The organism is Streptomyces sp. NPDC056738, from assembly GCF_042790435.1.
GTDB lineage: Bacteria > Actinomycetota > Actinomycetes > Streptomycetales > Streptomycetaceae > Streptomyces.
Window position 1 is genome coordinate 44,936 of the sequence record NZ_JBHTZF010000005.1, and the last position, 15,754, is coordinate 60,689.

Sequence of the window (15,754 nt, forward strand, 5' to 3'; positions counted from 1 at the left end):
GGGACGAACGGAGGAACAGCCGTGGGGGCCGTGAAGTACTGGGAGGACCTGGCACAGGCACCGGTGCGCCGGTTCGGACCCGTGGTGTTCGGCGGCGCGCTGCTCGACCAGCTCCTCGACCTGATGGGGGAGAAGCACCCGGTGCACGACAGCGACGACTTCGCCCGGGGCACCGACCGCCGGCAGCGCATCGTGCCCGGAGGCTTCATCCACTCCATCACCTCGGGCTGGGTGGTCCAGCACGGCTCCCCGGCCGCCATCGTCGGCCTGCGCAGGCTCAGCTGGGACTTCGTCAGGCCGCTGTACCCCGACACTCCGTTCTGGTTCACCACCGCCACCGACCGGGCCGAGGAGATCGACGATCGGATCGGCCTCGTCGAGACCACACGGCGGGTGTTCGACGAGAACGACCGGACGTACGCCATCGGACGCATGAGCGTCGTCGTGCTGCGGCACGCCGCGCAGCGGACCGCAACCGTGGAAAGGGTTCAGTGATGGACAGTCAGTACCAGCCCCTCAAGGGGCGGGTGGCCCTGGTGACCGGCGGATCGCGCGGCATCGGCGCGGGCATCACCCGTAAACTCGCGGCCTGGGGAGCCACCCTGGCCGTCAACTACGTCGACCGCGAGGGCCCGGCCAAGGAACTCGCCGAAGAACTCGGCGAGCAGGGTACGGAAGTGACCCTGCACCGCGCCGACCTCAGCGAGCCCGCCGAGATCGAGAACCTGATCGCGGAGATCGGCGAGATCCACCAGGACCTGCACATCCTCGTCCAGAACGCGGCCGCCACCAAGTTCGCCCGGCTCGCCGAAGCCTCCCTAGGAGACTGGCAGTTCGTGCAGGACACCAACTCCCGGGCCACCTGGCTGCTCGCCAAGCACGCCCTCCCGCTGATGCGTGAGCGCGAGGGCGCCCGTTTCATCACGATCACCAACTCCACGACCACGCGCATCATCCCGCGCGCCGGACTCTTCGCCGCCGCCAAGGCGGGACTCGAGGCGCTGACCGACTACCTCTCCTACGAGCTGGCGCCGTACGGGATCGTGGCCAACTGCGTACGTCCCGGACTCGTCCAGACCGGCGTCTTCAAGGTCCGCCCCGACTTCGCCCACGGCGTCACCAAGGAACTGTCCGTCTCCCCGTGGCCCGGGGACCGGATGACCACACCCGAGAACAGCGCCGACGTGGTCGCCCTGCTCTGCCTGGAGGAGGCGTCCTGGATCGCCGGGCAGACCATCACCGTGGACGGCGGCTACCGCCTGTGGGGCGGCATCAGCGGCGGAGGCCGGCGTGCCGAGTGAGCGATCCGCGGCGGAGAGCGTCGGCGTGCCGAGTGAAGGCTCCGCGGCCCAGGCCGTCGGCGTGACGGGAGAGCACGCCGGCGGGCGGGAACGTCCCGACATCGTGGTCACCGGCATCGGCGTGATCTCCCCGGCGGGCCTCGGCGCGGCCCGGCTGTGGGAGGCCATGGCGGCGGGCAAGACCTTCTTCGACACCGGCGGCCACGACGGGCCCGCCCCCGCGCTGCCGTGGCCGTCGGCCTCCGTGGACACCACCGAGATCACCTGGCCCGCCGGCCGAGACTGGGCCAACGCCGGCAAGTACGCCAACCAGTCGGCCCGTTGGGCCGTCGCAGTGGCCCGCCAGGCGCTGGAGCAGGCCGGGATCACCGGCGACACCGAGGACGTACGCGGCGGCACCGTCATGGCCGTGGGCAGCAGCAGCGACGAACTCAGCGACGTCATCCCGCAACTCGCCTCCCGCTTCCGCGGCGACCCCAGGCCCCTCGCGAAGTTCCTCCACGACGAGGTCCCCGACTACTCCTACATCCGCGGCATCCCCTCCCAGCTCGGCCAGTTCGTCTCCATGGCCAGCGGATTCCGGGGCTCCAACGTCGCCGTCTACGGCGAGGCCGCGGCCGGCGGCACGGGCGCACTGGCCCTGGCCGTACGGCTGTTGGAGAGCGGCGAACTCGACCGGATGCTCGTCGTGGGCGTCGGGGCACCCCTCACGACCACCGCGATGGCCGCCTTCGACCAGGACGAGCCCCTCGGCACACGCGCCACGGCCGGCGCCGGACCCTTCGACGCCGACAGGTCGGGCACCCTGCTCGGCCAGGGGGCCGCCGCCGTCCTCCTGGAGCGCGCCGACACCGCGCGCGGCACGGCCCGCGCCCGGCTCGCCGGCTGCGAGGTCCTGGTCGCCGCCGACATCACGGCCTCCGCGGAACTCGTCGTCGACACCGTTCTCGCCGACGCGGACACCACACCCACCCTCTGGTGGGCACACGGCGCGAGCTCCGACCGCCTCGACCGCGTGGAGACCGGGGCGGTACTGCCCCGCGCGGGCAGCCTGCCCGTCACCGGCTCGAAGGGCACCATCGGCAACGCCTTCGAATGCTCGGCGCTCATCGACACCGCCCTGGTCGTGGAGAGCCTCGGACGCGGCGCGCTTCCCCCCGTGGGCCTGCTGCGCCGCCCCGATCCCGCACTCGGCGGCCTCGACCCGGTGATGGGGGAGACCCGCCCCCTGGGACCGGCGCCGACCGCGCTGATCACCGCGTTCACCCAGGGACACCACGCGACGGCGGCCGGAGCCCTCGTCATCGCATCGACGCACGGGACGGCCGACGACGGGAAGGCACGGACATGAGCGACGACATCGTCATCACCGGCATGGGGGTGATCACCCCCATCGGCGGGGACGTCGAGACGTTCTGGTCGGCCAACCTCGAAGGCCGCTCCGGGGTCGTCCGCGAAGAGCGGATGGACACCACCGGACTGCCCTGCGGCTGGACGGCCGGGCTGATCCCGGAGGACGTCAAGGCGAAGGTCGCCGCCGACTACGGCGCACCCGACCGGTCCTGGGGCGACTCCCTCATGCTCGCCTCGGTGGACCAGGCGCTCGCCGACGCCCGCCTCGGCGAACTGCCCGCCCAGGAGGGGCCGGCCGCACTGGTCTACGCACGCGTCTGGCCCGGTCCCACCGGCTCCTTCCCGCAGGACTACATCACCCACATGGAAGACCTCGCCGAACGCTACGACCGGATCGGCAACGAACCCTCGGCCGTCCTCGAATCCCTGCGCGGCAGGCATCTCCCGCCCGAGACACGGGACTTGTCCGCCTACCCCACCGAGATCGCCGACCGCCTCGGCACGGCCGTCGTCCCCGTACGCCTGGAAGCCACCTGCTCAGGCGGCCTGCGCGCCATCGCCGAAGCCGCCCGGCTGCTGCGTTCGGGACGCGCGCGGTACGCGGTGGTCTCGGCGGCCGTCTCGCGCAACACACCGTACGTGCTCTCCCAGTACGGCCAGCTCATGGCGCTCTCCCGCTGGAAGGGCGACCCCGCGCTGGCTTCCATGCCCTTCGACAGACGCCGTACGGGCATGGTCATCAACGAGTCGGCCGGCGCGCTCGTCCTGGAGACCGCCGAGCACGCGGCCCGGCGCGGGATGACACAGTCGTACGCCGTCATCGGCGGCTGGGGCCTCGCCGTGGACACCCGCCACATGACCGCTCCCAGCGTGGACATGATCGAACGCGTCATGCGGACCGCCCTCGAACAGGCCGGAGCGCACCCGGACGACGTCGACACCGTCAACGCCCACGGCACCTCCACCCGCCTCAACGACGTCACCGAGGCCCGCGCGTTGCACCGGCTCTTCGGCGAACGGATGGCCGAACTCGACGTCAGCGCCGTCAAATCCCTGACGGGGCACGGCTCCGCGGCCTCCGGCGTGGTGGAGACGGCGGCGGCCGCCCTCACGATGTGCCGGGGGATCATCCCGCCCGTCACGACCTCCACCGAGCCCGATCCCGCCTGCGCCGTGCGCACCTCCCTCACCCCGGTCCGGCGACCGGTCGACACCGTGCTGAAGAACTCCTTCGGTTTCGGCGGCCAGTACGCCTCGATGCTCTTCCGGCGACCGGCCGCGCCACGGCCGGCACCCCAGCCCGCATGAGCACGGTCCACCGGCTGCAGTACGAGACGGAGGAACCCACCCGGCCGCACCGTGCCACCGTCGTGTGGCTGCACGGCATCGGCCAGGCTCCGGGCGATCTGATGGCCGTGACCCAGCGGTTCCGGCTCGCCGAGGCGGGCGTGCGCGGGGTGTTCCCGCGCGCACCCGTCACGGCTCCCAGCCTGCTGAGCGGGCTGGCGGTGCCGTGCTGGTTCCCGCAGAACCTCCTCGCGATCGACCGGATCGACGTCGAGGGCCTGCTGGCGGCGCACCTGCCGCTCACGACGCTCCTGGACGCGGAGGCCGACCGGATCGGCGCCGGGCGGATCGTGCTCGCCGGCTTCTCCCAGGGGGCCACGGTCGCCCTGACCATGGCCCTCACCTACGCCCGACGGCTGGCGGGCGTGGCCCTGTACGCGCCCTTCATGCCGCCCGACCTGCCCGCGCTGCTCCCGACCGGCCGGCCCGAGCCCGCCAACAGCGGCCTGCCCGTGTGGATCGGACACGGGGCCAGGGACTGGGTCGTCCCCGAACGCAGCGGTGCCGTGCTCAGGGACCTGCTCTCCTCCTGGGGACATCCGGTGACCTGGCAGCGCTATCCCGGCGGGCACGAACCGTTCGCCGGGGTACGGGCCTCGCTGCCCGTCTATCTGAGTCACGTCCTGGACGTCCACGTACCGCAGGCCCCCGGGACGGGCCCGGCGGCACGGGCCCGCTGACCGGGGCTCGGGGACCGGACCGGCGGTGGTTCCCGCAGCCCGGGATTCACGGGCGCAGCGGCGGCAGGCGCCCGCAGCCCGGGGCTCCCGGGCGCAGCGGCGGCGCGCGCCCGCTGGCCGGGGCTCCCGGGCGCACCGGCGGCACGCGCCGCTGACCGGGGCCCCGGCACGCGCCTCGCACCGCCCGGGCTTCCGGAACCGACCTCCCCCTTCCGGTTCCGGAAGTCCGGGCCACCCGCACGTCGACCGGAAAGGCGTCCTCACCGATGGCACAGGAGTCACCCCCGAGCACGGCTCACCGTCCGGAGACCGTGCCGTTCGGCGTCGGTCTGCTCTTCCCCGGGCAGGGAGCCCAGCGCCCCGGCATGGGGGAGCCCTGGCGCGACACCCCGCACTGGAAGGTCGTCACGCGCCTCTCAGAGATCTGCGGACAGGACCTCGGCCGGCTGCTTCTCGACGCCGGAGCCGAGCAGCTGACCCGCACCGACAGCGCCCAGCTCGCCACCTTCACCCTGGAGATGGTGGTGCTCGACGCGCTGCGTACGGCGGTCGGTGACCTGCTGCCCGCGGTATGCGCTGGACACAGCCTCGGCGAGTACGCGGCCCTGACCGCCGCCGGGGTGCTCGCCCCCGAGGACGGCGTCCGCCTGGTCGCCGAACGCGGGGCGGCCATGGAGGAGGCCAACCGGATCACGCCCGGCACCATGGCGGTCCTCGTCGGTCCGGGCATCGTGCCCAGGACGCAGAGGCTCGCCGCCCGGATGCGGTCCCTGCGCCGGGCCCAGGTGTGGGTCGCCAACATCAACGGCGCCGAACAGGTCGTGATCTCCGGCACCGCCGAGGCGGTGGCCGCGCTGGCCGACGAGGCCACGCGCGACGGCGCACGCGCGATCCGCATCCCGGTCGGCGGCGCGTTCCACACCCCCTTGATGGCTCCGGCCGCTCAGCGCCTGTCCGAAGCCGTCGACCGCGCGCCTCTTCACCCGGCGCGCTGCTCGGTGATCGCGAACGTCGACGCCCGCGCCCACCTCCACGATCAGGAGCGATGGCGAGCGAGGATGCTCCGCCAGCTCGTCACGCCCGTGCGCTGGGCCGGCTCCATGCGCACGCTCGCGGCCACGGCCCGCGGCCGTCTCCGCCTCGTCGAGGTCGGCCCCGGCTCCACACTGGCCAACCTCGCCCGCAGGGCCCTGCCCGACGCCGTCCCGGTCCGCTCCGTCGCGACTCCGGCACAGGTGGAGGCCCTCGCCGCCGACTGGTGGCCGTGACCGGGGCATTCGACGCGGAGGCGGACGCCTGCCACGACCACGTCCGTGCTGTGAACTCGTAAAACCGAAAGGGTAGTTCGGGGCGAGGTGAGGTGGCGCGGGGATCACCAAACCTGTCCTTGAGGGGGAAGGTCATGGCAGACTGCTCGGCGTCCAGGGGGTCGATGAGGCGTGAGACGTGAGGGCACCGCGGTCTGCTCCGACCGTGCGCGATGCGGTGCCGGACGTGCCGCCGCGTCAGCGGTGACGCATGAACCGCCGAACCCCCGCGTCTTACAGGTGAGTTGTCGTCGGCGCCGCTCCGCCCGCCCCCGGAGGGGCTCGGCTCCCTTTCCCGCTTCCCGCCCCACATGTCCCGGACACCGTCGGCATCCCGCCCGCCTCGACCCCGCCGGTGCGGCGAGGTACGCGACCAAGTCCCCTGTGTTGCACGGGGTTTCGCCGCACCGCGACGAACTCCGCCCGAAGCGCGTGATGTCCGGCGGACGAGTGCCCAAGCCCAGCCCACACGACGTACCGGGGAGTCCCTGGTCACGTCCGCAAGGAGACAAGACCATGAAGCACGCCGTGAACGCCGCCGCAGAACTGGGAACCCAGGGGTGGAGCAAGCCTTGGAGCGCCGGCGACGACGGTTGCGTCGAGATCAAGGAACTCGGCGGCGGCGTCGTGGCGGTCAGGCAGGCGACCGACCCGGACGGCCCTGCCCTCATCTGTGCCTCCTCGGTCATCGCCGAGTTCGTCGGCGGTGCCAAGGAGGGACGGGCGGACTTCCTCGTCGCCTGACGCGCGTCCGCCGGACAGCGGTGCCCGGCACCGACCCCACCACCTTCCCCACGATCACGCCCGTAGCGGCGGAGGACCGAAGTGACAGACACCGGAACAGGCCCGGACGAGATCGACACCAGCAAGCCCCAGTCGGCGCGCATGTACGACTACTTCCTGGGCGGAAAGGACAACTACCCCGTCGACTGGGAGGCCGCCGAGCAGGTCATCTCCTTCTTCCCCGCGGTCAAGGAAATGGCCCGCACCAACCGGGACTTCATGCACCGGGCCGCCCGGCTGCTGGCGCGCCGGGGAATCCACCAGTTCCTCGACATCGGCACCGGCATCCCGACGGAGCCGAACCTCCACCAGATCGTCCAGGCGATCACCCCCTCCGCGCGCGTGGTGTACGCCGACAACGACCCGATCGTCCTCCGGCACGCCGAGGCCCTGCTGCACAGCGATCCGCAGGGACGCACCGCGTACATCCAGGCCGACGCGCAGGAGCCGGCGAAGATCCTGGCGGCGGCGCGGCAGACCCTCGACCTCGACCAGCCGGTCGCCCTGTCGATGGTGGCCCTGCTGCACCTGGTGGGGGACGAGGACGACCCGTACGGCATCGTCGCGGAACTCGTCGACTCCCTCGCTCCCGGAAGCTACTTGGCGCTCTCGCACGCGACGGGGGACTTCGACCCCGAGGCGTGGGAGCGGGTCGTCGAGGTCTACCGCAAGGGCGGGACGACGGCCCAGGTCCGCTCGCGCGAGGAGTTCGCCGGATTCTTCACCGGACTCGAACTGCTCGACCCCGGCATCGAACTCGCCGCCGGGTGGGATCCCGAGGGCCGGCGGGCGCGCACGGGGGGCGAACAGATCCCGTTGTACGTGGGCGTCGCGCGCAAGCCGTAATGCGTCCGGTCCCGGCTTCCGGGGCCGGACGGCCTCTCCCGAAAGGCTCCGGAATCGGGCATGATGGGGCATCCGTACCGGTCAAGCGACCCTACGCCGTTGTCGGACTGAACCGCTCACCGCTCCCGTACGTCGAGTGAACGTCGCCCCGCCCGTCCGTCGCACGCTGCCCGGCCGTGCCCGCCGAGCCGTGTGCGCGGGGGCGCCGCGACAGCAGCAATGTCGTCAACCTGGGGAGGAAATCCAGTGGCGCCGGTGCTTGTTGGACGCGAAGGACTACTGGCCGGAGAACGAATACCGGTGATCGGCACCCGGGTCACGTTCGGACGCAACCCGGAGAACACCGTCGCCCTCTCCAGCCTGAGCGTGTCGCGCTTCCACGCGGAACTCGTCCTGGACGACACCCAGGGCTACGTCCTGCGCGACTGCGGCAGCAGCAACGGCACGCTGGTCAACGGCGAGGAGATCGACTCCCGGCTCCTCCAGCCCGGGGACGACATCACCATCGGCGACCAGGAGTTCCGGTTCGAGGTCGCGGACGCCATGGAGACGATCATGGCGCTCTCCCTGCCCAGGTCGCTGACCCATGGTGACGAGGAGCTGGCACGCGGGCCGGTGCTGCGGGTCACCATCGCGGGCGGAGGCCCCGTCGGCCTGTCCCTCGCCCTGCTCCTGGAGCACTTCCTCGGCGCCCAGGTGGACATCACCGTCTACGACAGCCGGTGGCGCAAGCAGGGCCGCAGGATCGTCTGGAAGGACGCGAGCCAGGGCAACGTACGGCGCCAGCAGGTGGTCACCGTACAGAGCCGCCAGTACCTCAGCCTGCCCGCGGAGGTGCAGGCCCGGCTCTTCGACCCGGACAGCTATACCGAGATGTGGCCGTCGGGCCCCGACTCGATCGGCGACCACCACCCGCGCAACATGCGCATCGCCTACATCGAGGACCGGCTCCTGGAGGCGGCGAACGAGAAGCGGAGCCGCATCCAGCTCGTTCCCGCCCGGTTCAGCGTCGAGGAACAGCGCGACGCGCTGGCCGGGCAGCACGTACTGGCGATCTGCGACGGCGGACGGTCGCACACGCGCGAGCACTTCGCCGCCAAGTTCGGCAAGGCGGACGAATCCATCTACTCGCTGAACGACCGCCATCTCCAGGACGTCGTCCTCGGCCTGCGGGTGAAATCGGCTCTGGCCGACCCCATGGCCGTCCTGCTCACCGTCGGGCAGAACCGGTTCCTGCTCAACTCCCTGCGCGGCGAGGGCTTCCTCAACATGCGCCTGACGGACGCGGAGGCCGCGGAAGTCGTCGGCATCGACCCGGTCCGCCGCGTCTTCGAGGAGTGCATCGCCTCGCGTCCCTGTCTGATGGGGCGCGACGAGCACGGCGACTTCCGGTGCTCCACGCACAGCACCCTGTTCCTGCCGGCCCTGATCAGGGGCTCCGCCCTCTGGAAGCGGGTGGGTGAGGGGCTGCGCCTGTTCGGAGTCGAGCCCGGGGAGCTCAGGGCCGTCACGTCGTTCCGGCTGAGCATGGTGCAACGCCCGCGCTTCACCGCCGAGTTGCTGCCACCTACGGCCAACTCGCCGGGTACGTACGGATTCCTGCTGGGCGACGCGGCCAACGCCATCCACTTCTGGCCGGGCCGGGGCCTCAACAGCGGCCTGGCCTCGGCGATCTCGCTCGCCCGCTCCCTCAACAGCGCCTGGAACGGCAAGCCCTTCCGGGACGCGGACTTCCTGCGCCACGAGGCGGCCATGTCGATGCTCCAGTACCGCCACAAGAGCCGCGCCTGGAAGGCGATGGTGACCACCGACGACAAGGGCGCCACCTGGGCGATCAAGGACATCATCGCGCACGGCATCGACGGGATCACCGAGGCCCCGGACCGAGAGGCCGACACCGCGACGCTCCTGGAGCGGCTGCGCGGGATCCGTTCCCGCCTGGCGACCCGCATGTCCGGCATGCCGGACGACGAGGCGATCCTGGAACGGCTGGGAACCCTGGAGGACAGGACGCTCCGCATGCTGGTGCTCAGCGGCGCGTGGGACACCCTCACCATGGGCGGCGAGGAGGTCGACATCGACATCTTCTACGGCCCGGACTCGGCCGCTGCTGCGGCGGCCGTGGAGGCCCTGGATCCGGCTGCTCCCGCCGACCCGGGCGCTCCCGCAGATCCGGCGGCTCCCTCGGATTCGGCAGGTCCCGCAGATCCGGCGGCTCCCGCGGATCCGAGGGCTCCGTCGGACCCGGCGGTGGCCGCGGGCTGAGGCTCCTGTGCGGGCCGGCCGGTGGGCGTCGGCCCGCTTGCCGTTCGCCGGCCGGCGGACGGCGAAGGTAACGTGGGCGAACAGTCCCATGCCGCCACAGCCCATCAAGGCAAGACCATGCGGGAGTGAACGAGCGTGCCCAGCGAGCGAGAGCGGGGCGTCCCGGTGGTCGGTCGAGCCGCCCAGGCCGCGGCGACGAGACACCAGATCGTCCGGACGGCCCAGCGGTTGTTCGCCGGCCGTGGTTATCAAGCGACCTCCTTGCAGGCGATCGCCGACGAGATGGGCCTGACCAAAGCCGCGGTCTACTACCACTTCCGGACCAAGGCGCAGATCCTCCAGGCCGCGCTCGATCCGACGGTGGAGGAAATGACCGTACTCCTGGACGAGTTGGCGGGAATGCCGTCACGCCGGGAGAGGCTGGACGCGTTCGCGGTCGGCTGGGTCGACTTCCTGGTGCGCAACCGCGAACTCGGGACCATGCTCCTGCACGATCCCGAGGTCAGGGCCGCCAGCGTCTACGCCGAGAACGACACGCGCAGGCGGCGGGTCCTGCGGGTGCTGTTCGGCGGCTCGCCCACGCCCGCCGAGCGCATGGCGTACGTGATGTGTCTGTGGATGCTGGAAGGTCTCGGGGAACTGTCCGACCTCGCGGACGACGATCTGAGGGCCACCTTGCTGCTGACCGCTCGAGCTCTCCTCGCCGTCCCGGCGGCCCCGGAGATCGCGGGTCCTCAGAGGGCGTAGAGGCCCGCGGGCGCTGCGCCGCGAGGCGGCGTCTCGCCGGGCCGTCCCATTTGGCTAGCCGCTGGCTAGTGAGTGGCTGTTCATTGGTAAAGTGAAGGTCCCGCGGGCGGTGTCACACCCGGCGGCCCCCCGAGCTGTCCCCTGGAGACCTGACCGCGATGACGACGACCGCCTCGACCCCTGCCGCCACGCCCGAACCCGAGGAGCCGCACGAGGTCTGGCGTGTGCTCACCGAGCGCGCGCGAACCGGCAGCCAACCCGGCGCGCGCACCGACGGGCACCGGGTCGCCCTGGCCATCGAGGGCGGCGGGATGCGCGGCATCATCGCCGGCGGGATGGCCCTGGCCCTCCACGAGCTGGGATTGACCGACAGCTTCGACGCCGTCTACGGCGCCTCCGCCGGTGCCGCCTCCGCCGCGTGGCTGCTGAGCACGAGCCCGCAGTCGCTGCGCTTCTGGGCGGTTCCCAAGTACGCCAGGACGCTGATCCGGCGCTCCAACCCGCTGCGCGGCAAACCGCTCGTGGACCTGCACGCCTTCTACGAGGTGCTCTACCGCTACGGCGACGAGGACTGCGCGCCGATGGACTTCGACTCCATTCTCGCGAGCGGCATCGAGTACCACCCGCTGGCCACCGACGCCGAGACCGGGGAGTCGACCGACCTGCGGCCCTTCATAGCCGACGCCGCGGAACTGCGCCTCGCGCTGCGGGCCAGTGCCTCCCTGCCCCTCCTGGCGGGCGAGCCGGTGACGCTGCGCGGCCGCCGGTTCTACGACGCCGGCGTCTCCGAGTCCATTCCCTACCGGACGGCGCTGGCCCAGGGGGCGACCCACGTCATGGTGCTGCGTTCGCGTCGCGCGACCGACGTCGCGCGGCCGTCGCGCTCCGCCCCGCTCATCGCGAAGACAGTGCTGCGGCGTGAGCCCGCGGCCCTGCGGCAGGTGTTCCTCGACCGCGAGACGCGGCTGGCCGAGGACGACGCCCGTCTGATCGACCACGCGGCCGTCGTCTCGATCCGCCCCGCCCCGGATTCACCTACCGTCAGTCGTCTGGCGCGCGAGGGCGAGCTCCTCGAAACCGCACTGGAAGCGGGCCGCACCGCCGTGCACGACGCCTACGGTCGTCTGTACGGCAGTTAGGCGCCGGTCCTGGAACTCCTTGACCAGGGTCAGTTCGGGGACGGGCGAGTACGACTCGCTCATACGATTACGACCTCCTGGGCAGCGGGCAGTGGGCAGGGGGGCGGCAGCTCAGGGGCGGCGAGGTGGCCGTGGTGGTCTGATAGCATTGATCTTGAGCCGATCGGGGGAAGTCACTCCGGTTCGCGATGCGTTGGTGGTCCAAGGAAAGACGCCCCGCTTCCTGCGGGGAAATGCAGGTGCAAGGCCTGCCCGGCGCTCCATGAAGACCCTGTTCCGTTTCTTACGGGACAGGGTCTTCTTCTTGCGCCGGACGCGCTGGTGGAGGCGGCGGCACCGGCCCCGCTCGGCAAGGTCACCAGTTCCCCGGGAGCGGTCCCCGTGTGGGCGACTTCTTCGCATACTGAGGGGCATGGCCATTTATGACACGCTCGGCGCGACGTACGGCCGGACCCGGCAGCCGGATCCGCGGATCGCCAGACAGGTGCACACCGCGCTCGGGGACGCCAGATCGGTGATCAACATAGGGGCGGGGACCGGTTCCTACGAACCGGAGCAGACGGTGCTCGCCGTCGAGCCCAGCCAGATCATGATCGCCCAGCGACCGCACGGCTCCGCGCCCGCGGTGTGCGCGGTCGCCGAACAGCTTCCGTTGCGCGACGACGCCGCCGACGCCGTCATGGCACTGCTGACCGTCCACCACTGGACCGACCTCGCGGCCGGCATCGCCGAGCTCCGCCGGGTCGCGCGCCGCCGCATCGTCATCCTGACCTGGGACCAGGAGATCTTCCGCGAGAGGTTCTGGCTCGTACGCGAATACCTCCCGCAGGCGGCCGTGTTCGACGACAACCGAGCCGTACCGATCGAGCGGTTGGAGGCGCTGCTCGGCGGGGCGCGTCTGGAGCACGTTCACGTCCCGCACGACTGCACGGACGGTTTCGGCGCCGCGTTCTGGCGCCGCCCCCACGCCTATCTCGACCCCCAAGTGCGCGCCGGAATCTCCATGTTCGCCCAGACCGGCGAGGACGCCCTGGCTCCGGGCCTGGCAGCCCTCACCGACGATCTCGCGACAGGCCACTGGCACCGGCGCCAAGCCGATCTCCTCGCGCTCGACACCTTCGACGTCGGCTATCGACTCCTGGTGGCGGACGTCTGATCCTCGCGACACACCCCGGCCGAGCGCTGCGACGAAACGTCACTGCCCGATGCGCCGCCGCCGCGGATCCGCTCCACCTCCTGCTCTATGCATCCCACGTGCCCATGGCCCCGCACCCATCCGGGCCACCGGGCGCGCGGACCCGGCGGGCGGGCGGCAGGGTGATGGTGTCGATGCCGGGGAGCAGCGACGAAGTCGCCGTCCGGACCGTCGCGTCGGTGGCCGAGCTCGCCGTCCCGGACTTGAGGCTGGCCTTTGAGTGCGTTCATCAGGAGGTTTCGTGCACGACATGCCGCTCCTCAAGAGCGTCGGCGAACTGCTGCGCCGACGACACGGTTCCGCGAGCCGCGAGTCCCGGCCGGCGTTGCCCGACGGGTTCACCCTGGACAGCGCGCAGGTCAGTGCGTTCGCCGCGGGGACGCTCGACGCCGAGGGCGAGGCCGCTCTGGCCGACGACATCGCCCGGATGCTCCCTCACCACTGGGATCTCCCCACCAAGTCGGTGGAGGCGCTGACCCCGGTCGTCGACCACCTCGGGGGCCAGCAGCAGTTGATGGCCTGGCTGGACCGGCACCCCGGGCGCCCGCGGCTGATCGCGCGGATCTACGTCCTTCTCGGCCATCTCGACCAGTACAGCGAGGACCCCGCGGTGCTCGAGGCCGTGCGGCACGCCCGAGCCCAGGACCCCTTCCCCGTCGCTCTGCGCGGCTATCTGACACCGGATACGAACGCCGAAACCCTGGGCAGCCTTGCCTTCAGGGTCGAGGAGCTCCTCGGCGACGACCGCGTGGACGATGCCGTGGCACTCGCTCTGGCGATCGCCGACTGGCTGCACGGCGCGGCGGAGAAGGCCGAGTCTCCTAGTGCCGATGTCCGCGAGATGGGTGAACTCATGGGCCATCTGCACCGGGACATCGGCGAGGCCGCCGCGCGGTCCTGAGGGGGAGGGCGCACGAGGGGCGCGTCGCCACCCGACTCGATCCGGTGCCGTACCACCGTTTGGCCACCTGTCCGCGGCGTTCCCGTGTCAAGATCCTCCACAGCGTCGGGCCCGAGCCGGACGGTGCGGTGCACCCGTTGCGCCGCAGCGCCACGGTCGGGGCGCCCGGTGCCGGTGGCCGTCCCCCGCCCGCGGGGGTGGGGCGAGGCCGGGGAGAAGGGCATCGGATGAGCGCGCGTTTCGAGGAGATCGACTGGCAGCCGACGGCCATGGGCGACATCAGCCTGCGCCGACGGCGGGACCCGCTCTCGGGCGACGACGTGTACGAGGTGAAGCTCGGCGACGAGTACCTGATGTCCAGTCTCTTCACCACGGGGGAGATCGAGCTGGCCCGGCTCGGTCTGGCGGAACTCTCCGAGGGCCCGCTCGACGTCGTCGTGGGCGGACTCGGACTCGGGTACACGGCCAGGACGGCGCTGGACGATCCGCGCGTGCGCTCGCTCATCGTCGTCGACACCCTGGCCGAAGTGATCGACTGGCACCGGCGCGGCCTCGTGCCTCTCGGCACCGGCCTGGCGTCCGACCCCCGGTGCCGGCTCCTGCGGGGAGACTTCTTCGCGATGACGACCGGCACCCCCCGAGGCCTCGACCCCGACACCCCCGGCCGCCGGTTCCACGCGATCCTTCTGGACGTCGACCACTCGCCGCGCCATGTGCTGCACCCCGACCACGCCGAGCTCTACACACGAGCCGGTCTGACGGCTCTGACCGAACTGCTCCATCCCGGCGGTGTGTTCGCGCTGTGGTCGAACGACCCGCCGGACGACGCCTTCGGCTCCCTGCTCGCGGAGGTCTTCACCGACACCGCGGCCCACGTCGTGGACTTCGACAACCCGCTCCAGGGCGGGACCGCCGCCAACACCGTCTACGTCGCCCGACGCCGCGACGCCTGACACCACCCGGACAGGACGGCCGCCCCCGCGCGCCCGGCACTCAGACCGAGCCGGCCGCGGGGACCACGGGAAGCAGCGCGCGGCCCGGGTCCGGCGGCATCCGCGGGACGCGTTCCAGGACGCCGCCCGCGAAGACGTCGTACAGCGGCAGCGTCTCCAGATGTACGTAGCCGATGTGGCAGTCGCACAGGGTCAGGGGGCAGGGGCGCGGGGCGAGCGCGGCCCGGTAGGAGCCGTCGTACAGCCGGCCCAGTTCGGTGCGGACGAAGTGGCACCGGCTCACCCTCCCCTCGCCGTCCACCGAGATGACCGACTCTCCGGTGCGGCAGGGCAGTCCCGCCGACCGGTGCGGATGGCGGCTGAAGGGGAACAGCGGATCGAGCGCGGTCCACTCGGCCGCCTGCTCGTCCGTGTAGGTGTGTCCTTCGGCGGCGTTCACCCACAGATACACATGCTCCGGGAGTTCCGCGCGCAGTCGGCGCGCGGGTTCCCGGTGCTCGGGCAGGCCGACGACGCCGACACTGAAGCGGACGCCCAGCTCGCCGAGCTGCCGCGTCTTGGCGACGAACCGCTCGTGCGGTGTCTGCCCCGGGTGGTACGTGCACCACAAGGCAACCGTGTCCCGGTCCGCCGCCTCCAGCCAGTCGGTGCGGCAACTGAGGTTCGTCTGGATGGCCACCCGCTTGACGTGGGACTGGTGCGACAGGTCCACGAGGGCGCGGCGGTACCAGGAGCGCACCAGCCCCTCGCCCCACGGGGTGAAGAGCACCGACAGCCGGTCCTCGCGCTGCTCGCCCGCCCACGCGGTGAACCGCTCCAGGGCCGCGCGGTCGGCGCGTAGCTGCGCGGTGCTGTCGCGGCGCTTCGCGAACGGACAGTACGGACAGTCGTAGTCGCAGGAGGCGAGCGGGCCTCGGTACAGGATCGTCAGGTCCAC

The 15,754-nt window shown here is 71.7% G+C and carries 15 protein-coding genes; 14 read left to right on the forward strand and 1 reads right to left on the reverse strand.

Translation table 11 applies throughout. The features are described from left to right. Positions 1-21: 21 nt before the first annotated feature. The 14 genes from ACFRIC_RS14255 (at position 22) to ACFRIC_RS14320 (ending at position 14,817) form a co-directional block, all read left to right on the forward strand. Positions 22-495: a MaoC family dehydratase gene (locus ACFRIC_RS14255; protein WP_382784404.1), complete on the forward strand. Its 474-nt coding sequence runs from the start codon at positions 22-24 to the stop codon at positions 493-495. Next, the gene (locus ACFRIC_RS14260; RefSeq protein ID WP_328444547.1) at positions 495-1,301 is read left to right on the forward strand and encodes an SDR family NAD(P)-dependent oxidoreductase; all 807 of its coding nucleotides are present in this window, start codon (positions 495-497) and stop codon (positions 1,299-1,301) included. The genes ACFRIC_RS14255 and ACFRIC_RS14260 overlap by 1 nt, the downstream gene beginning before the upstream one ends. Continuing rightward, complete coding sequence (locus ACFRIC_RS14265) at positions 1,291-2,652, forward strand: beta-ketoacyl synthase N-terminal-like domain-containing protein (protein WP_382784408.1); 1,362 nt, start codon at positions 1,291-1,293, stop codon at positions 2,650-2,652. Before ACFRIC_RS14260 ends, ACFRIC_RS14265 begins: the two co-directional genes overlap by 11 nt. Beyond that, positions 2,649-3,962, forward strand: coding sequence for a beta-ketoacyl-[acyl-carrier-protein] synthase family protein (locus ACFRIC_RS14270; RefSeq protein WP_382784410.1), 1,314 nt, complete (start codon positions 2,649-2,651; stop codon positions 3,960-3,962). The genes ACFRIC_RS14265 and ACFRIC_RS14270 overlap by 4 nt, the downstream gene beginning before the upstream one ends. Further along, positions 3,959-4,681 (forward strand): alpha/beta hydrolase, encoded by a 723-nt coding sequence (locus tag ACFRIC_RS14275; protein WP_382784413.1) that lies wholly within the window; start codon positions 3,959-3,961, stop codon positions 4,679-4,681. The genes ACFRIC_RS14270 and ACFRIC_RS14275 overlap by 4 nt, the downstream gene beginning before the upstream one ends. Positions 4,682-4,947: 266 nt before the next feature. Then, positions 4,948-5,949 (forward strand): ACP S-malonyltransferase, encoded by a 1,002-nt coding sequence (locus tag ACFRIC_RS14280; protein WP_382784415.1) that lies wholly within the window; start codon positions 4,948-4,950, stop codon positions 5,947-5,949. A gap of 555 nt (positions 5,950-6,504) precedes the next feature. Continuing rightward, on the forward strand, positions 6,505-6,732 hold the full coding sequence (locus ACFRIC_RS14285; RefSeq protein ID WP_382784418.1) for a DUF397 domain-containing protein: 228 nt from the start codon (positions 6,505-6,507) through the stop codon (positions 6,730-6,732). An 81-nt stretch (positions 6,733-6,813) separates the two neighbouring features. Next, the gene (locus tag ACFRIC_RS14290) at positions 6,814-7,617 is read left to right on the forward strand and encodes an SAM-dependent methyltransferase (protein WP_382784421.1); all 804 of its coding nucleotides are present in this window, start codon (positions 6,814-6,816) and stop codon (positions 7,615-7,617) included. Positions 7,618-7,836: 219 nt separating this feature from the next. After that, a complete protein-coding gene (locus ACFRIC_RS14295) occupies positions 7,837-9,882 on the forward strand; it encodes an FHA domain-containing protein (protein ID WP_382784424.1) in 2,046 nt (681 codons plus the stop codon). A gap of 135 nt (positions 9,883-10,017) precedes the next feature. Next, on the forward strand, positions 10,018-10,629 hold the full coding sequence (locus tag ACFRIC_RS14300; RefSeq protein ID WP_382784427.1) for a TetR/AcrR family transcriptional regulator: 612 nt from the start codon (positions 10,018-10,020) through the stop codon (positions 10,627-10,629). 158 nt (positions 10,630-10,787) lie between these two features. Continuing rightward, complete coding sequence (locus tag ACFRIC_RS14305) at positions 10,788-11,768, forward strand: patatin-like phospholipase family protein (protein WP_382784429.1); 981 nt, start codon at positions 10,788-10,790, stop codon at positions 11,766-11,768. A gap of 412 nt (positions 11,769-12,180) precedes the next feature. Next, the gene (locus tag ACFRIC_RS14310) at positions 12,181-12,924 is read left to right on the forward strand and encodes a class I SAM-dependent methyltransferase (RefSeq protein ID WP_382784431.1); all 744 of its coding nucleotides are present in this window, start codon (positions 12,181-12,183) and stop codon (positions 12,922-12,924) included. A gap of 289 nt (positions 12,925-13,213) precedes the next feature. Continuing rightward, positions 13,214-13,864 carry a hypothetical protein gene (locus ACFRIC_RS14315; protein ID WP_382785888.1) on the forward strand — a complete coding sequence of 217 codons (651 nt, stop codon included), beginning with the start codon at positions 13,214-13,216 and terminating at the stop codon, positions 13,862-13,864. Between the two features lie 227 nt (positions 13,865-14,091). Next, positions 14,092-14,817, forward strand: coding sequence for a spermidine synthase (locus ACFRIC_RS14320; RefSeq protein ID WP_382784433.1), 726 nt, complete (start codon positions 14,092-14,094; stop codon positions 14,815-14,817). Positions 14,818-14,857: 40 nt separating this feature from the next. Here ACFRIC_RS14320 and ACFRIC_RS14325 read toward each other — a convergent pair whose 3' ends face one another. Further along, positions 14,858-15,754, reverse strand: a complete 897-nt coding sequence (locus tag ACFRIC_RS14325) for an STM4011 family radical SAM protein (protein ID WP_382784435.1) — start codon at positions 15,752-15,754, stop codon at positions 14,858-14,860.